The sequence below is a fragment of the Paraburkholderia nodosa genome (genome assembly GCF_001718195.1).
Lineage (GTDB): Bacteria > Pseudomonadota > Gammaproteobacteria > Burkholderiales > Burkholderiaceae > Paraburkholderia > Paraburkholderia nodosa_A.
Window position 1 is genome coordinate 160548 of sequence record NZ_MCNV01000013.1, and the last position, 18057, is coordinate 178604.

16 protein-coding genes and 1 pseudogene are annotated in these 18057 nt (G+C 62.6%); 10 read left to right on the top strand and 7 right to left on the bottom strand.

Features of this window, described 5'->3' with window-relative positions; all coding sequences use genetic code 11:
• Positions 1 to 65: 65 nt before the first annotated feature.
• Entirely contained in the window at positions 66 to 1712 is a 1647-nt protein-coding gene (locus tag BFD71_RS22390) for an MBL fold metallo-hydrolase (RefSeq protein ID WP_069266502.1), read from the bottom strand.
• A gap of 42 nt (positions 1713 to 1754) precedes the next feature.
• Complete coding sequence (bktB, locus tag BFD71_RS22395; RefSeq protein WP_069266503.1) at positions 1755 to 2936, bottom strand: beta-ketothiolase BktB; 1182 nt, start codon at positions 2934 to 2936, stop codon at positions 1755 to 1757.
• Positions 2937 to 3290: 354 nt separating this feature from the next.
• On the opposite strand from bktB, the gene BFD71_RS22400 reads away from it, so the two are divergent.
• The 8 genes and pseudogenes from BFD71_RS22400 (at position 3291) to BFD71_RS22435 (ending at position 11960) form a co-directional block, all read left to right on the top strand.
• Positions 3291 to 5222: an AMP-binding protein gene (locus BFD71_RS22400; protein ID WP_083245400.1), complete on the top strand. Its 1932-nt coding sequence runs from the start codon at positions 3291 to 3293 to the stop codon at positions 5220 to 5222.
• A 5-nt stretch (positions 5223 to 5227) separates the two neighbouring features.
• Positions 5228 to 6439, top strand: a complete 1212-nt coding sequence (locus tag BFD71_RS22405; RefSeq protein WP_069266504.1) for an acyl-CoA dehydrogenase family protein — start codon at positions 5228 to 5230, stop codon at positions 6437 to 6439.
• A 79-nt stretch (positions 6440 to 6518) separates the two neighbouring features.
• Positions 6519 to 7679: an acyl-CoA dehydrogenase family protein gene (locus tag BFD71_RS22410; RefSeq protein ID WP_069266505.1), complete on the top strand. Its 1161-nt coding sequence runs from the start codon at positions 6519 to 6521 to the stop codon at positions 7677 to 7679.
• A 19-nt stretch (positions 7680 to 7698) separates the two neighbouring features.
• A complete protein-coding gene (locus tag BFD71_RS22415) occupies positions 7699 to 8436 on the top strand; it encodes an enoyl-CoA hydratase (protein WP_069266506.1) in 738 nt (245 codons plus the stop codon).
• 79 nt (positions 8437 to 8515) lie between these two features.
• On the top strand, positions 8516 to 9310 hold the full coding sequence (locus BFD71_RS22420; RefSeq protein ID WP_069266507.1) for an enoyl-CoA hydratase/isomerase family protein: 795 nt from the start codon (positions 8516 to 8518) through the stop codon (positions 9308 to 9310).
• Between the two features lie 138 nt (positions 9311 to 9448).
• Positions 9449 to 10137, top strand: a pseudogene (locus tag BFD71_RS22425) (SDR family NAD(P)-dependent oxidoreductase).
• A gap of 33 nt (positions 10138 to 10170) precedes the next feature.
• Positions 10171 to 11151 (top strand): NAD(P)H-dependent flavin oxidoreductase, encoded by a 981-nt coding sequence (locus BFD71_RS22430; RefSeq protein WP_256094869.1) that lies wholly within the window; start codon positions 10171 to 10173, stop codon positions 11149 to 11151.
• A gap of 128 nt (positions 11152 to 11279) precedes the next feature.
• A complete protein-coding gene (locus BFD71_RS22435; RefSeq protein ID WP_083245401.1) occupies positions 11280 to 11960 on the top strand; it encodes a TetR/AcrR family transcriptional regulator in 681 nt (226 codons plus the stop codon).
• 21 nt (positions 11961 to 11981) lie between these two features.
• Here the strand turns inward: BFD71_RS22435 and BFD71_RS22440 are convergent, their stop codons facing one another.
• The gene (locus BFD71_RS22440; RefSeq protein WP_069266509.1) at positions 11982 to 12869 is read right to left on the bottom strand and encodes an SDR family NAD(P)-dependent oxidoreductase; all 888 of its coding nucleotides are present in this window, start codon (positions 12867 to 12869) and stop codon (positions 11982 to 11984) included.
• A 26-nt stretch (positions 12870 to 12895) separates the two neighbouring features.
• On the opposite strand from BFD71_RS22440, the gene BFD71_RS22445 reads away from it, so the two are divergent.
• Positions 12896 to 13453, top strand: a complete 558-nt coding sequence (locus BFD71_RS22445) for a nuclear transport factor 2 family protein (protein ID WP_256094870.1) — start codon at positions 12896 to 12898, stop codon at positions 13451 to 13453.
• 41 nt (positions 13454 to 13494) lie between these two features.
• Positions 13495 to 14646, top strand: a complete 1152-nt coding sequence (locus BFD71_RS22450) for a Gfo/Idh/MocA family protein (RefSeq protein ID WP_069266511.1) — start codon at positions 13495 to 13497, stop codon at positions 14644 to 14646.
• On the opposite strand, the gene BFD71_RS39305 is transcribed toward BFD71_RS22450, so the two are convergent.
• The 4 genes from BFD71_RS39305 to BFD71_RS22465 form a co-directional block, all read right to left on the bottom strand.
• On the bottom strand, positions 14548 to 15057 hold the full coding sequence (locus BFD71_RS39305; RefSeq protein WP_083245402.1) for a tyrosine-protein phosphatase: 510 nt from the start codon (positions 15055 to 15057) through the stop codon (positions 14548 to 14550). The genes BFD71_RS22450 and BFD71_RS39305 overlap by 99 nt on opposite strands.
• Positions 15058 to 15178: 121 nt before the next feature.
• Entirely contained in the window at positions 15179 to 15955 is a 777-nt protein-coding gene (locus BFD71_RS22455; RefSeq protein ID WP_069266512.1) for an enoyl-CoA hydratase-related protein, read from the bottom strand.
• 42 nt (positions 15956 to 15997) lie between these two features.
• Complete coding sequence (locus tag BFD71_RS22460; protein WP_069266513.1) at positions 15998 to 16762, bottom strand: glucose 1-dehydrogenase; 765 nt, start codon at positions 16760 to 16762, stop codon at positions 15998 to 16000.
• Between the two features lie 39 nt (positions 16763 to 16801).
• Positions 16802 to 18055 (bottom strand): CaiB/BaiF CoA transferase family protein, encoded by a 1254-nt coding sequence (locus tag BFD71_RS22465; protein WP_069266514.1) that lies wholly within the window; start codon positions 18053 to 18055, stop codon positions 16802 to 16804.
• Positions 18056 to 18057 lie beyond the last annotated feature (2 nt).

Here is an 18057-nt window from a genome sequence, read left to right on the forward strand (position 1 = left end):
AAGGCGCCTTTCGAATCGTCTGCCCGTGCCCGGATTGAAAACGGGCGCGCGCAGGCAGTTTGCATTCAGCAACGCGGGGCTTGTTCGTCTAACCGTTCGAGATGAGCAAGCAGCGAGCGGGCCGCGGCTGGCCAGAGCTTTGCCGGTACGTCGTCGTAAGCATGGCGTAGCCAGTCATCGATCGAGCCGTTCGGCAGTGTCTTCACTGCCTGCGCGATCTTTGCTTCCCGCGCCATGCGGTGCGCCTTGAGGCGCGCGATCTGCTCACGCGCTCGGTCGAGCACGTAGCCGTGTGCAGGCAGAATGAAGTCGATCTCATGTTCGGCGCAGATCGCGTCCAGCCGGTCCAGCGACGCGAGGTACGCAGTCATGTTGCCGTCGGGCGGATCGATGATGGTCGTGCTTCCATTCAGGATGTGGTCTCCGCTGAATAGCAATCCGTCCTCGACGAGGACGAGGCACACGTGGTTGCTCGCGTGCCCCGGTGTCGGAACGACAAGCAATCGATGTGTCTCGCCGTCACAGGCAAGCGCGAGCCATTCACCGTCGCGCAGTTCGCGGTCCGGTACGAAATGGCTGCTCGCCCTCGCAAAGGACCCGGACGGCAGGCCGAGGATCGCTGGCTTGTTCGCGCACATGGCTTGCAGTGGCCGCGCGCCGGGCGCGTGGTCCGCGTGCGAGTGCGTGCAGACGATCATGCGTATGTCGCCACCCGTTGCGGCGAGAATGCGCTGGAGGTGCGCCCGATCGTCAGGCCCCGGATCGATCACGATGAAGCCGGTTGCCGCTGTGCCGACGATATAGCTATTCGTGCCGGGTCCCGTCATCATGCCGCCGTTCGCGACGGTCAGCCGCATCACGTTTTTCAGCAGCGGGACGGCCTCGGTTGATCGCCAGTCGAGCGCGTGAAGTACCTGGCCGTCAGGGCACACGAGGCGAAGCTCCCCGTACGGCGCGTCGCCTTCCATGCAACGCACGACGTTGCCGGCTTTCAGGCCACCGCGCGGACAACTGCTCCACAGCGGTTTTTCACCGGCGCATGCCGCAAGCAACGCTTCGACCGAGTCGAACGAACGAAGGCGTTCGAGCGTGCGCACGGTTGGGAAGATCATGGCGAAGTCGCCCGCAGCGTGGCGCGCGAGGGCGTCGGAGGGATTGACCCACACCGGTTCGAATTGCTCGGCGCCATCCGCGACAGCGGTTTGTCCGGCAGGCATGCGCGCCACGAAAAACTGCACGTCGAAGCGCCGAGGCAGGTCGCGGTCGGTGATCCAATGCGCAAGCGGATAAATGCAGTCGGCGGCGAGCGTGAGGCTTCGCTGCGCGCAATGTTCCCCGATCGCCGCGCTTCGGTCGAGCGTCGCCATATCGCTGTCGTCGACGAACGCGCCATCGCTTCGCCGCGCGAGCAACACGCCTAGCTCCTCGAATGTCTCGCGTATGGCGGCCACAGCCTGAACTGCCTGCGCTTCGTCTTGCGTGCCGCGTCGTGACGCGCACGCGGCGATGCGTGCATCGGACGGATCGATCGCGCCACCAGGGAAGACAAAGGCGCCCGGTGCGAAGCTCGCTTGCGCCGAGCGCCGCGTCATCAGCACTTCAATGGCCGGCGCACCTTTGTATTGAGCGTCGCGCAGCAACAGCATCGTTGCCGCCGGGCGCGGTGAAACGGGTTGGCGCTGCGCGTCGAGCAGCTGTTCGGGGCGTACCACGTCACTCCCTCTGATTCAATGAATAGCCGCTTGCGTGTAGCGCTAAATGCGTTCGAAGACTGCTGCGATGCCCTGGCCGCCGCCGATGCACATCGTGACGAGCGCATAGCGGCCGCCGCAGCGGTGCAGCTCGTGAATCGCTTTCACCGCAATGACGGCGCCGGTCGCGCCGATCGGATGGCCGAGCGAGATGCCCGAGCCGTTTGGATTGACCCGGGCGCTGTCGAATTCCAGCTCCTTCGCGACGGCGCAAGCCTGCGCGGCGAATGCTTCGTTCGCTTCGATCACGTCGAGATCCGCCACGGTCAAGCCCGCGCGTTGCAATGCCTTGCGTGTTGCAGGCACCGGGCCAATGCCCATGTATTGAGGATCGACGCCTGCGTGAGCCCAGGACACGAGCCGCGCGAGTGGACGAAGGCCGCGTTGCTCGGCAGCGCGGCGCGCCATCAGCAGGACTCCCGCAGCGCCGTCGTTGAGGCCAGACGCGTTGCCGGGCGTCACGGTCCCGTCCTTCTGGAATGCGGGACGCAACTTGGCGAGATCCGCGGCGGTCGTGCCGGGCCGTACATGCTCATCCGTATCGAACACGCTGTCGCCCTTTTTCGTGCGGAGTGCTACAGGCACGATTTGCTCGCGGAAGTGGCCATCATGTATGGCTCGTGCGGCGCGCCGGTGCGACTCGACGGCGAGCTGGTCCTGGTCGTCGCGCGAAACGCCGTACTTCTTCGCGACGTTCTCCGCCGTCACGCCCATATGGCAAGCGCTGAACGGGTCCGTCAACGCGCCGGCCATCATGTCGATCAGGCGGATGTCGCCCATGCGTGAGCCCCAACGCGCGCTAGTGGCAACGTACGCTGCGCGCGACATGCTTTCCGCGCCTGCGCCGATGGCGATTTCGGTCTCGCCGAGCGCGATGGCCTGGGCGGCGGAAATGATGGCCTGGAGGCCGGAGCCGCACAGCCTGTTGAGTGTCAGCGCCGGGGCGTCCGCACTCACGCCGCCCTCGAGCGCCGCCACGCGCGCGAGGTACATGTCGCGAGGCTCCGTATGGATCACATTGCCGAACACCACGTGGCCGACATCGTCGCCCGGCAGATTCGTGCGGTCGAGCAGCGCGCGAACGACCGTCGCGCCAAGTTGCGTAGGCGGAACGCTCGCCAGGGCACCACCAAAATCTCCAATCGCCGTGCGAACGGCAGCGGTGACGACAACCTCATCCGACATGATGGCTCCTTGATCCGGCGCTCGGCTACGACCTGCGCATCGCGTTTAACAATATGAATGACATTCATAAAGTAGCGCATTTCTTGTTTCATGTCCACGTTATTGTGCAGTGCGCAAGGATGCAATCGAGCCGCGCATTTCGACGCGTATTCGCGTCAGATGCGAGTTGCGCATCTGACCTTCCTTGCGGGTGACAACCGGATAGACGTCCGTTCGATTTCGCGTTATGCTAGTTCAACATGATGATCAACGTTCAATTATTGGTTGCTATGGAGCTGCAAGAATTGCGTCTGCTGGAAGATGATGCGAACGCTCTCAGGACATGGCCTGCCAGATAACAACAGGACGATTCAGATGGATGCAGGTACGGCTTCGCACGATGCCCTCATGGATGTACCGTTTCGCCCGATTCGCCTTGGCAGCATGGAAGCGATTGTCGAGCGCAGACCCGATGGCAGCGTGGTGTACGCACTGAAGGAACCGCTCGAACCGTATCCCGTCCGCTTGACGGAGCGGCTCGAACACTGGGCGAGTGTTACGCCCGAGCGCGCGCTGCTCGCGCGCCGCACGCCGGACGGCAAGTCCTGGGAGTCCCTCACCTATAAGCAGGCGTTCGACGATGCGCGTGCGCTGGGGCAGGCGCTGCTCGATCGCGGTTTGTCCCAGTCGCGTCCGTTGATGATTCTTTCGGATCGAAGCTTCGAGCATGCGCTCTTTGCGCTTGCCGCATTGCACGTCGGCATTCCCTATATTCCGGTCACGCCCGCGTACTCGCTTTTATCGCAGGACTTTTCGAAGCTCAAGCAACTGGCGGCCGTGTGCACACCTGGGCTCGTGTTCGCGGACGACGGCGCGCAGTATGGCCGCGCATTGCGCGAGGTATTCGGTGACGTGGAGTGCGTCGTCGTCGGCCCGTTGCCGGAGGGCCGGGCCGGTTCGCGTGTCGCGGAGTGGCTGAAGACGCCGGTTACCGCCGATGTCGAAAAGGCGTTCAACGCAGTGGGCCCGGACACGGTGGGCAAGATCATGTTCACCTCGGGTACGACGGGCGCACCGAAGGGTGTGATCTACCCGCAGCGCATGTTGTGCAGCAATCGCCAGCAGGTCGCGCAGGTGTTCGCGTTTCTTCAGGACGGCCCGCCGGATCTCGTTGACTGGCTGCCGTGGCATCACACCTTCGGCGGCACACATAACTTCGGCATGGTGCTGTACGGCGGGGGCACGTACTACCTGGACCCCGGCAAGCCAACGCCGGAGGAAATTGGCCCGACTGTGCAGGCGTTGCGTGAAATCGCGCCGGTGGTCTACCTCAATACGCCCCAAGGGTTGGCCTCGCTCATTCCGCATCTTCAGGCCGACAAGGCATTGCGCGAGAAATTCTTCAGCAAGCTCGCGCTGATCTACTACGGCGGCGCAAGTCTGCCGGAGTACATCTGGGCCGAACTCGACGAACTCGCCGTACGCACGATAGGCCAGCGCGTGCTCATCATGTCGGGCATCGGTGGCACGGAAGCGGGCCCCACGCCGATGTCGGCAGCCTGGGATCCGCGGCGCGAGGCGATCGCGGGATTGCCCGTGCCCGGCGTCAAAGTGAAGGTGGCGCCGGTTGGCGCAAAGCTGGAAATCCGCTTCCTTGGCGACTGTGTCACGCCCGGGTACTGGAAAGATCCCGAGCGCACCGCCGCCTCGTTCGACGAGGAGGGCTATTTCCGCTCCGGTGACGCCGCAACGTTCATCGACCCGCAGCGTATCGAACTCGGCCTGCGCTTCGATGGCCGCATTGCGGAAAATTTTAAACTGTCCACCGGCACGTGGGTCAACGTCGCCGAGTTGCGTCTGCACGCGTTGAACATTTTCGGCCCGTATGCGCGCGACATTGTCATTGCGGGGCACGACCGCGATTACCTGACTGCGCTCGTATTCCCCGACATCGAAGCGTGCCGTGCGCTGTGCGACGACCTTCACGAACTCACGCCGAGCGTCGATCAGATCGTCAACAGCCGTGGTGTGCTGGCGTTCTTCCAGAAGGGCATCGACAAACTCGCTGCGCGGCCCGGCGGCAGTTCTGCCCGTATCACGCGCATTGTGCTCGAAAGCGAGCAGCCCACGCTCGACAGCGGTGAATTGAGCGCGAAGAGCGCGATTAGCCAGCGCAACGTGCTCGAGCGGCGTCGCGGCGTCGTAGAGGAGCTTTATCGCATGCCGCCCACGCCGCGCACGCTGGTCGGCAATGCCGGCGCTGCCGAAGCAGATCCTGTTCAACGTATCGAAAACGCTGGAAGCTAAAGAATATGGACTTTCGCGTAGACCCCGCCGACATTGCGTTCCGCGAAGAAGTGCGGGCTTTTCTCAAAGCGCACCTGCCGGCGGATATGGCGTTTCGCGGCCAGCAGGGCTTCCTCGCAGGCGACGACGATTCGCAGCGCTGGACCCGCATTCTGCATGAAACACGCGGATGGTCGGTGCCGCATTGGCCCGTCGCCGATGGCGGCACGGGCTGGACCGCGATGCAGCGCTACATCTTCGAGGAAGAGTGCTATCTGGCGGGCGCTCCAACGCAGAATCAGGCGGGTGTATCGCTCGTCGGACCCGTGATTTGCGAGTTCGGAAACGAAGAGCAGAAGCGCTGCTTTCTTCCACCGATTCAGCGCGGCGAAGTGTTCTGGGTGCAGGGCTTTTCGGAGCCGGGTTCGGGCTCCGATCTCGCGTCGCTGCGCACGACGGCGGTTCGCGATGGAGACCACTACATCGTCAACGGACAAAAGATCTGGACGAGCTTTGGCGCCTATGGCCAATGGAACTTCGTGCTGGTACGAACGGACAGCGAAGCGAAGCCGCAGAAGGGCATTTCATTCCTCCTGCTCGACATGGCGACGCCGGGTGTCACAGTGCGGCCCATCGGGTCGCTCGACGGTTGTCATCACCTGGCCGAAGTGTTTTACGACAACGTGCGCGTGCCCGCCGAAAACCTGATCGGCGAAGTGAACAAAGGCTGGGGATATACGAAGTTTCTGCTCTTTAACGAACGTGCGTTCCTCGGCGCCGAAGCACCGGCGCTCAAGCGTTATCTGCGCAAGATCCGGCACTACGCGTCGCGCGAGCGCGTGGCGGGCAGGCCATTGATCCAGGACCCCACGTTTGCCTCGCGTCTCGCGCAGCATGAACTGGAGGTTCGGGCGATCGATATGGCGGTGCAGAAGATTCTGCATCAAGGGATCGACGAGCGTAGCGGCGGCATGGCAATCGGGTCCATGCTCAAGGTGCGAGGCTCGGAACTTCACCAGAAGCTCACGGAAATGTTGCTGGAGGTGATTGGCGACTACGGCGCCGTGTTCTACCCCGATCCGAACGAGGAACATGCACTGCGCGACGCGTCGTTTATCGGGCCCGAATACGCGCCGGGCCTCGCCGCCGAGGTTTTCTACCGGCGCGCGTGCACGATCTACGGCGGCACGGCCGAAATCCAGCGCAACATCATCGCGAAGGCGATGTTCGACCTGTGACGCCTGCGTCGATCCAGGAACAGCCGTCGATCCCCGTTACGGGTGATCGCATCAATTGCCGGTAGATAGAGGGTGCAGCATGGACTTCGAGTTGAGCGACGAACAGCGGATGCTGCAGGAAAGCGCGCAGCGCTTCGTGCAAAAGAGCTATACGTTCGAACATCGCAGCAATCTGGCTTCGCAACGCGGCGGTTTCTCGCGTGAGACATGGCGCGTGCTCGCAGAAATGGGTTGGCTTGGCATCGCGGTGCCGGAGGAAATGGGCGGGCTCGGTTTCTCGCCGGTGGAGAGCGCCATCGTGGCCGAGCAGATCGGGCGCGCACTGGTGCTCGAACCCTACGTGATGTGTGGCGTTTTTCCGGCCTCGCTCGTCACGCGCTGCGGGCGCGAAGGACAGCGCGAAACCATGCTCGGGGAAATCGTCTCCGGCGAAGCCGTTTATGCGGTCGCGCACAGCGAGCGCGAGGCGCGAGGCCAGGTGCACTACGTCACGGCCACGGCGCAGAAGACGGCAGACGGCGCCTGGCGCCTGGACGGCTACAAAACGCTCGTGGTAGGTGCACCCGTTGCCGACCGGCTGCTTGTCGTCGCTCGCACCGCGGGTGCGGCCGGTGACAAGGACGGCATCGGTATTTTTCTCGTCGATCCGAAGCAGGCGGGCGTGACGCTCAAGACGTGCGCGCTGCTCGACGGCACGCCGTCGGCCGATCTGCTGCTCGATGGCGTGATCGTGGCAGATGCCGATGTCGTCGGCGAGCCAGGGCGCGCTTACGAAGGACTACAGGCCGCAGTTGACGAAGCCATCGTTGCGATTTGCGCGGAACTGGTGGGCGATATGGAAGACGCCATTGAACTCGCTTCGGACTACCTGAAAACACGCAAGCAGTTCGGCGTTCCTATTGGCAGCTTCCAGGCGCTGCAACACCGTATGGCCGACATGGCGATCGATGCCATGCAGGCGCGCGCAACACTGCACCGTGCATTGCTTGCGCTCAGCGAGGACAGCACGAAGCGAAGCGTGGAGATCTCAGGCTGCAAGGCGCAGACCACGCGCAGTGCGAAGTTCGTCACGCAGCAAGGCATTCAGTTGCACGGCGGTTATGGCATCACGAACGAATACAAGGTAGGTCATCACTATCGCCGCCATCTCGTGCTCGACGCGTTGTTCGGCAACATGGACTATCACCTGAATCGCTACGCGTGCCAGATTCAACACGAGGCATTGGCGGCGACGGCTTGAACCTTATCGAGGCACTGCCATGGACGCAACAAGAACCGATCTGCTCGGCACGACGCGTGAGGACGCCGTTCTCACGCTTACACTGAACCGGCCCGAGGCGCGCAATGCGCTGAACCTTGCGTTGACCGAAGCGCTGGTCGAAGCACTGCGCCGCTTCGAAGCCGACGAAAGCCTGCGCGTGCTGATTGTGACGGGCGCCGATCCGGCCTTTTGCTCGGGGCTCGACCTCAATGACTTCTCCGCGCCAAATGCGCCGCGCGCGCAAGTCGCAGAAATGATCGACGTGTGGCCGCACATCACCAAGCCGGTGATCGCGGCGGTGAACGGCGCCGCCGTTACCGGCGGGTTCGAGCTTGCAATGGGATGCGATTTCATCCTTGCGTCCGAGCGAGCGCGCTTTGCCGACACGCATACGAAAATCGGCGCGCTCGCAGGCGGCGGCATGACAGCGCGGCTGCCCTATATCGTGGGCCCGAGGTGGGCCAAGCAGATCAGCCTGACGAGCGAGCCGATCGACGCGGCAACCGCGTTGCGCATTGGTCTTGTGAACGAGGTGGTGGGTCACGATCAGTTGATGGAGCGGGCAAAGGCGGTTGCGAAGACGATTGCGAGCCGTCGTCCCGACCTCGTCGCAACCGTCAAGCAGGTGATCGATCAGGGCGCGCTGGCAACACTCCAGGATGCCTTGCGCATCGAGAAGGCCGCGCTGGCGGAACGAAAGCAACGCGGCAGCATGGCGTGGCAAGTTCAGAAATAATCGATTCGCCGAACAAGGCGCGTAACCCGGGCGCGGTAGCGCCGGCTCATCCAGCAACTCTGGCCCTACGGCGCCAAACATGACAAATCTATACGGCCTTCCAGACGATATTCAAGTCACGGCAGATGGCGGCCTGCGCATCATCACGCTCAACCGGCCCGACGATCTGAACGCGTCGACTACGGAGATGTTGTTTAGCTATCCAAAGCTATTCGCGGCGCTCGCTGACGATCCCGAGGCGCGCGTGGCCATTCTCACGGGTGCGGGGCGGGCATTCAGCGCAGGCGGAGACATGAACCATTTCGTCAAGACGCTCGACGACCCCGAGTTCGCCCGGCGGGTTCAAGAGAACGCACGCCAGACCATACACGGTTTCATCGACGTACCGATTCCGATTATCGCAGCGGTCAACGGCCCTGCGGTGGGGTGGGGCGCGACGATGGCCACGTTGTGCGACATCGTTCTGATGACCGAGGAATCGTTTCTGGCCGAACCGCATATCAACATCGGTCTAGTCGTGGGCGATGGTATTTCCGTAGCGTGGCCGCTCTACACGAGCCTGCTGCGGGCGAAGGAACTGATCTTTACGGGCGATCGCATCACTGCGCAGCAGGCGGTTGAATACGGACTCGCCAACCGCGTCGTGGAGCCGGGCAAGCTGATGGACGAAGCGTTGGCGCTTGCCGAAAAGCTGCTCAAGCAACCGCGTCACGCGCTGCGCGAAACCAAGAAGCTGATGAATCTCCACCTCCATCGCAGTGCCGCGCAGATGCTCGACACGACGCTTGCGCGGCAGCTTGCGGCAACGCTCAGCGATGAGCATCACGAGATTGCCTCGGCGTTCATCGCTCAGCAGAAACGCAAACAGGGCTAATTGGCACGGTGATTCTCCTTCATCGGCACCCCATTCTTATGTGGAGTACGCATGGGCTCTTCGCTTTTCGACTTGACCGATAAGGTCGCCATCATCACGGGATCGAGTCGCGGCATTGGGTACGCCAGCGCGCTCGGCATGGCAGAGCACGGTGCAAAGGTCGTCATTTCCGGCCGTAACGCCGACGCGTGCGAAACCGCCGCGCAAGCCATCAACGAAAAGATCGGCAGCCGGGTGGCGATGCCGTTTGCCTGCAACATCGGGCGCAAGGCCGAGCTGCAAAATCTCGTGGAGGCAGCGAACGGCAAGTGGGGCAGAGTCGATATCGTGATGGCCAATGCGGCAATTCATCCCTGGATCGGATCCGCGATCTGCCGGACGAAACGTTCAACAAGTTCATGCAAGTCAACGTGCAGAGCAATATCTGGCTCGCGCAGATGACCATGCCGGGCATGATCGAGCGCGGCTATGGCCGCTTCATTTCGGTGGCATCGGTGGTCGGTCTGTTCGGCGACGCCGTGACGGGAACCTACGGGCTCACCAAGGCCGCCGATATGCAACTGGTGCGAAACCTCGCGATGGAATTCGCAGCGAAGGGGGTCACTGCCAACTGCATTGCGCCGGGCACATTCAAGACCGAGATGGCGCGTTCGCAATGGGAAGACGAGGCGATGGTCGAATGGTACCGTGGCCGCAATCCGTCGCAACGCTTCGGCGAAGTCGAGGAGATTGCCGGGCTCGCCGTGCTTCTGGCGTCGCCCTCGGGTGGCTATATCAATGGCCAGACGATCGCGGTGGACGGTGGCCACACGATTTCGTTTCGCTGATTTGCGCGAGGAAACCGCATCGTGCGCCCACAGATGTTCAAGACGCGAATCACCGATCTGCTCGGCATTCGCCACCCCATTCTTTGCGGCGGTCTCGGGCCACGCGTGTCCGACGCTCGATACGTCGCCGCCGTCGTCAACGCAGGCGGCATGGGGTTCATCGTCGGCGCCGGCTTTCCCGATGCCGACGAATTTCGCAACGAGTTGCGGACCTGCCGTGAACTCAGCGGTGCGAAGAACTTCGGCGTCAATCTCTACATATCACGGCAAGCGAGTGGCGTGGAGCGCGTCAAGCAACAGATCCGCATTCTGATCGAAGAGAAAGTCGCTTGCGTGGAAACGGCGGGCGCGAGTCCGGAAGCGGTCGTGCCCATCCTCAAAGAGGCGGGCATCAAGGTTTTGCACAAGGTGCCCGCTGTGCGCTATGCACATACGGCCGTGCGGATGGGCGTCGACGGTGTGATCGTCGTCGGCAACGAATGCGGCGGCCACCCCGGCATCTATCAGATCGGCAGTATCGTGCAGGCCGCGCAGGCGCCGCGGGAAGTTGGCTTGCCTGTCGTGATTGGCGGCGGCATCGGTACGGGGCGCCAGCTTGCAGGCGTGCTGGCGATGGGGGCCGACGCCGTCATCATGGGCACGCGCATGATGGTTGCAGAGGAGCTGTGGATTCATCCCGAGGTCAAGGCGAAGGTGGTGGCGGGCGACGGCAGCGAGAGCGTCGTGGTCAAGTCTGCGATCCGTGATCACCACCGCGTGCTGCGCAACGAGAGCGCTGAGGCGGTCCTGGAGCTGGATCGCGCGCAGGTGACCGAATTCGAGCAATTCCGTCCTCACGTGATGGGCGCGCTCGCACACGATGCCTACGTGACTGGCGACACCCGCAAGGGCATGATCGACTACGGCCACGCGGCGGTCTTTGCCGATGCGGTGAGGAACGTCGAAGCCATCTTCGACGAGATGATCGACGACGCGGTAGCTGCGTCGGACCGGCTGGGCAAACTGATGACGTAGAAAGTTGTCATGGCGACGATAGAGCGTGCAGGGGTCTGGCAGGTCCGGCACACGTGGCCCCTGGGCTACAATCTCAGGCGTACTGGTTTCAATACCTGTAATGCATACGCAATCTCTATCGGCACGCCATGAACGCAGTGAAAAGGCCGCAGGCCACGCTTGAGGACGAGGCTTTGCCAGGTGCGAAGCGGGGGCGCCCATTCAAGGCCGACGCGGCGAAGCGCCAGGACGAACTGCTCGATCACACACTGGAGCAGTTCATGGCCGTGGGCTATCGAGCCGCGACCATGGACGGCATTGCGGCCTCGTTTGGCGCGAGCAAGTCCACGATCTACCGGCGCTATGGAAGCAAGGCCGGTCTGCTGAGCGCGGCGATGGAGCGCGGCGTTCCGCTGCTCCTCGATCCGCTTGCCCAGGTCTCCACCGATGCTCGCCGCTCGCCGCGCTCGGTTCTGCGCGATTACGGCGAAATCATTCAGTCTTATCACGCCGATCCGAGCATACGCGCGATGTGGCGGGCGGTAAGTGAGGCGAGGGAAGAACTGGGCGACATGCTGGGGCACGTCGTAGAACAGCAGGATAGGGCGCTGGCTCCCATCGCCGACTATCTCGCTACGCTGGCACGCAACGGAAAGATCGCTGTTGCCGAGCCGCGTGCGGCCGCTGCGTGTTTCGGCGCGCTGACGAGTGGCGGTCTCGCCAGCTTCCTCGGCGAGCCGCCTCGCGAGAACGAGCGGCGAGGCGCGCTGGAGTTTGCGCTCACGCTGTTTCTGGACGGCATACTGCCGCGTGCGTCTGCACGGAAATAAGTGAGAGCTTGCGCTGCGGCGCTAACCAAACAGTTTGCACAACGTGCCGCCCATGGGAACGGGGAGCGTCGCGCCTTCGTCGTAAGGCCAGCGCAACATGCCGAGGGCGGCTGCGGCACCGCCGTCCACGTGCAGTACCTGACCTGTGATCGACCTCGCGAGGTCGGATGCGAGGAACAGCACGGCATTGGCGAGGTCGTCCGCGGCAGGAGGCGTTTGCAGCGGGATGTACATCTGAAAGGCCTTCGCCCACCATTCGGCCGGGGCGTCGGCGTTGAGCGAGCGCCATGGTTCGGGAATGGCTGCGGCGTTGCCCGCGCTGGGCGTCGTATCGGGCGCGATCAGGTTCACGCGTATTCCGTGCGGGCCGAGTTCCCATGCCATCGCTTTCGAGAAGTTCGTCGTTGCCGCTTTCGCGCCCGCGTAGACGGCAAAACCGCCGGCACCGCGATGTGCTTCGATGGTCGTGAAATTCACGATCGATCCGCCGCGCCCGCTGCGCTGTAATAGCGGCACCGCGTGACGCATCGATTCGACTACGTAGCCAAAATTGCGCTGAACGTCGTCGGCGCAATCGCGCTCCGCGCGTTCCATGAATGGCTGCATGCACGTGCCGCCAACCACGTTGACAAGCACATCGATACCGTCGAAGAAGCGCGCGGTCTCGCCATAGAACTGCGCGAGTTGGTCACTTCGTGTGGCGTCCGCATGCATGTCGAACACGCGGCGTCCCATCTCCCTTAGCGCCGCCGATGTGCTTGCAATGCTTTCGTCATCGATGTCACAAAACGCGATGTCAACGCCGGCCTCGCCGAGCGCAAGCGCGACCGCTTTGCCAATTCCTGCCGCACCACCAATCAACACGGCTCTGCGCCCTTCGAGTGCGCCCCTGCGATCCAGAAATTCCATCGACTTCTCCTTTCATTGGGATGTGAGTGAGCGAAGAACACGGCAGAATCCGCGTATTGAATAATGGTACCGACGGTGCTATTGTTTCTCAAGGGTATCAAAGCAATGTGCCGAAGACGTCGATCCATGGAGGAACCTGCGTGACCGACATCGAACGACTCCTTGCAATCGAGGAAATCAAGCAGCTCAAAGCGCGTTATCTGCGCTGTGTCGATACGAAGCACTGGGAAGCATTCGGCGCAGTGTTCGCGCCTGATGGCCAACTCGACATCAGCGACGATGTCCCGGGATGCATTCTTGCGGGCAGGGAGAACATCGTGCGCGCGGTCAGTGTCCCGCTTGCCGGATGCGTAAGCGTTCATCACGGCCATTGCCCCGAGATCGATATCACATCGAGCACCACGGCCAACGGCACCTGGGCAATGGAAGACATGTTGCGCTGGGGGGCGAAGTCGGCGTATCCGAATCGCACGCTGCATGGCTACGGCCACTATGTCGAGACCTACGAGAAGATCGACGGCCAGTGGCTTATCAAGAGCATGAAACTGCAGCGACTGCGCGTCGATGTCGGAGTGCAGACGTGAGTGCAATAAACCCATCGGAAGCAAGACATGGAGAAGCGATCGTGACACGCAGAATCGGCATCATCGGCGCCAACTGGAGCCTGAAAGTGCACGGCAGCGCCTGGCGGCTGCTGCGGGATGTGGAGGTGGCGGCGGTCTGCACCGCGCACCGCGAGACCGCCGAAGCGGCGGCGCAGGCATTCGGCGTGCCGCGCGCGTATTGGAACGTCGCCGATCTCGTCGCCGATCCGACGCTCGACATCATCGATGTCGGCAGCAGGCCTGCATATCGCTACGACATGGTCATGGCTGCGCTCAACGCCGGCAAACACGTGTATGACGCGCTGCCCTTTGCGGTCGATACGGAGCATGCCGTTGCGCAGAGCGAACTCGCGGCGAAGAAAGGATTGGTTGGGGTCGTCGATGCACAGTTTCGTTGGGTGCCCGCAGCGATGCACATGCAGGCGCTGATCGCAGAAGGGTTCCTCGGCGAACCGCTCGGATTCAATTTTCAGCTGCTTCAGCCGCTGCGCAACCACGATGGTTTCATCTATCCCCACGCGTCCTATCCCGGCGGCGGCGTCTCGCCCTACAAGTGGCTTGCCGATGCGCAAAGCGGTGGCAGCGCATGGCGCAATTTCGGCAGCCACATGGTGCTGCTGCTCATGCCGCTGCTCGGGCGGGTGAAGGCGGCCGCCGGTTCGGACACAACGGGCCTCAAGCAATGGCGCCTGCCGGACGGCAGCGTATTCACGCCGGACACCGCCGATCTCGGCTGTAGCGTGCTGCGCATGGAAAACGGCGCGCTAGGCACGGTCCAGACGAGTTGGGCCGTGGCCGACGGTCCGGGCATTCGCGCAGAACTTTGGGGAACGAAAGGACGCCTGCTCTATGTCGATCCCACGTTTGGCGATGGGGTTTCGTCGCGTCTTTACGCGGGAAAGCCGGAGCCATTCGAATTCGGTACTGCGGCAGGCGAGTGGCTCGAAACGCCCGCACGCTATTTCGAGGTGCCTGGAACTGGGTTCTCGAAGGAGAACGCGCCTTCGTATATGGTGTCGATGGGATGGATGTTTCACGACATGCTCCAGGCCATCGAGCAAAAACGGGCACCGTCACCCAGCTTCGAGGAAGCCACGCACGCGCACCGGGTGGTGGAGGCGGTGATCGAATCCGGCCGTAGCGGGCGGTGGATCGAGATCGGCGGTCGTTGAGGTTCGCGGGGACAGCGCGGTCGCTGTTCCAGCCACCTTCTCCTTCACTCCAGCAGGGCGTCGCGCAACCGATGTAGTTGAGACGGGTCGAGTCGGGCAGCGCTTCGAGGTTACGCTCGACCGAGCCGTGGCTGGCGGCCATCGCCGAGAAACCTCATCGAGATAGAGCGCATCGGCGCCGGCTACAACATCGATCATCGACGCATCGAGTGCTGCACCGAAATGGATGGCCATCGCTTGCGCAGCGGATTCGTGCAAGAGTCCATTGCGTGTGCTCCTCAGATAATCACGATAGATCGTATCGCGCGAGACGCCCAGCGCATGGAGCATGATGGCTATCCGAAATCCAGTCCGGTCTTTGGCCGCCGTGCAGTGGAAAATGACGGGCAGACACCGACCTCCATTTACCATGAGTCTTGGCCGAGGCAATGAGCGTTTACGGGTGCCTCACTATCGACGTACACGCGCGAAAATTGAAATGAGGTGGGCTGGCGACGGCAGGCAGGCGCGTCGCCGCATTTTTTGCTTCGTCTTATTTCACGTACTTGCGGAACTCCGGCTTGCGCTTTTCGCGGAACGCATTGCCGCCTTCCTTGGACTCGTCGGTTTCGTAATACATTGCGAGCGCTTGCATTGCGAACGCACCGATGCCGCGAATATTCTCGGTATCGATATTGAACGATCGCTTCGCCAGCGCGATGGCCGTGGGGCTCATCTGCAGAATCTCGTCGCACCACTTTTTCGTTTCGGCATCGAGTTGCTCGGGGGGCACGACTGCGTTGATGAGACCCCAGTCGAGTGCCTCTTTCGCGCTGTATTTGCGGCACATGTACCAGATTTCCCGTGCGCGCTTCTCGCCGATGATGCGCGCGAGGTACGCGGTGCCGAAACCCGGATCGACCGAACCGACCTTCGGGCCGACCTGGCCGAAGATCGCGGTTTCGGAAGCGATCGCGAGGTCGCAGATCGTCACGAGCACGTTGCCGCCGCCGATCGCGTAGCCGTTCACGCGTGCGATCACCGGCTTCGGAATGTCGCGGATAATGCTTTGCAGTTCCTCGATCGGCAGGCCCACGGTGCCGCGGCCGTTGTAGCCGTCGCCGGACTGGTCGCCGCCGGTGCAGAACGCCTTTTCGCCGGCGCCGGTGAGCACCACGACGCCGATGTCCTTGTTCCATCCCGCGAGACCGAAGGCCTTGATCAGTTCTTCACAGGTGTTGGCGTTGAACGCGTTATAGACGTTGGGGCGATTGATGGTGATCGTCGCGACGCCATCCGCTTCCTTGTAGATAATGTCCCTGAATTCCATGTCGTATTCCGATGTTGTTTATTGAGCAGGTTCGAGACGCGGTTAGCCGGCCATCGTCAGGCCGCCAGACACGCTGATGACCTGGCCGCTGATGAAAGCGGCGTCGTCGCTCGCGAGGAAGGCAACCGTGCCGGGGATATCGCCCGGTTCGCCCATGCGGCCGAAAGGCACGGCCTTCACGAGCGCCGCCTTGATGCGCTCGCCTTTCTCACCTTGCGCGAGGTTGTCGAGCAGCGGGGTCGCGGTGGGGCCGGGGCACACGACGTTGACGGGAATATGCTGGCGCGCCATTTCGCGCGCCATGGTTTTCGTGAACGCGATGAGACCGCCTTTGCAGAACGAATAGACGGCTTCCATCGAGGAGCCCACGCGTCCCGCATCGGACGAGATGTTCACGACGCGGCCACGGCCGCGCTCAGCCATGCGGCGCAACACGGCGTGGTGCATATTCAGCGGGCCGTACAGGTTGATCGCGACGACCTTGTCCCAGAACGGCTTCTCCGTTTGCAGGAAGAACGAACCCATGTCCCAGCCCGCGTTGTTGACGAGGACCTCAATCGGACCGAGGTCTTCCTCGACTTTGGCCACCGCGGCATGCACGCCTTCGTGATCCGTGATGTCGACACGGTACGCACGCGCCTTGCCACCCGCCGCCTCGATTTCTGCCGCGACACGTGCTGCGCCTTCTTCGTTCAGATCGAACAGCGCGACGGTCGAGCCTTCCTCGCCGAATCGCTTGCTGATGGCGGTTCCGATCCCGCCCGCGGCGCCGGTTACGATGACGACCTTCTCCTTGAGCCCCTTCATTGGTTCCCCTCCGTGATGTGCGAGGCGCGTTCGCGCCAGTTAGTCTTTGCTCAACGCTTCCGTAACGGCTTGGCCTTTTCCCGTGGCACGGGCGACGAGCGCGCTGGCTTCGCTTGCGCTATAGCCCGCTTCGATCAGGACTTCGATGCTGTGCTCGCCGAGATTCGGCGGCAGATAGCGAACGTTGCCGGGCGACTCGGAGAAATGCACCGGGATCGAGGTCATGACCATGTCGCCTTCGGTCGGGTGATCGAAGCGCTGGAAGAAGCCGGTTTCCTTGACGTACGCGTCGTGCATCAGGTCTTTCAGGTCGCGCACGGGACCGTGCGGAACGTCCGCCAAGGCAAAAATGGCGTTCCATTCAGCCGTGGTCTTATTGCGGATGGCGTCGCCAACGATGCGGTACAACTCGTTGATGTTGCGCATGCGCTCGGTCATGTGGCAAAAGCGCGGGTCATCCAGCAGATGCGCCGCATCGATCGCGCACAGCACGCGGCGCCATTGCTCGTTGTTCACCGCAAGCAGGCAGATATGGCCGTCCTTCGTCGCATACGGGCGGCGATACGGCGAGAACATGCGCGGATAGCCGAGGCCCGTGCCGTCATTGGAGCCCAGCGCGCCTTCCCAGAGATGCTCGAAAAGATTGAACTGCAGCATCGTTTCGAACATCGGCACATGGACGAGCTGACCGAGGCCGGTACGCTCGCGGTGATAGAGCGCCATGCCAATTGAGGAGGCCAGCACGTAACCGCAGAACTTGTCGACGATCACGGTGGGGAAGTAGCGCGGCGAGCCGTCAGCGTCACGGTTCATCGCGGCAATGCCGGTTTCGCCCTGGATCACGTCGTCGAAGGCGGGGCGATCCTTGTAGGGGCCGTCGATGCGGTAGCCGGCGCCCGACGCGTAGACGATGCGCGGGTTGCGCGCCCGTACGGCTTCGTAGCCGATGCCGAGCCGTTCGGCGGCGCTCGGACGCATGCTGTGCACGATGACGTCGGCCGATTCGACAAGCTTGAGCAGCGCTTCGCGGCACTCGGCCTGTTTGAGGTTCAGGATCACGCTCCGCTTGTTGCGGTTCATGATCGTATAGAACACGGCCATGTCGGGATTGCGGCCGGGGCCGTTCTTGCGGTTCTGGTCGCCTTCGGGCGGTTCGATCTTGATGACGTCCGCACCCATGTCGCCGAGCAGCTGTGTGGCGACCGGACCGAGCACGTTGATGGTCAGGTCGATCACGCGCACACCGGCTAACGGGCCCGTGGCCCGTTCGAGGGGTTGTTGTGGATTTTCCATGC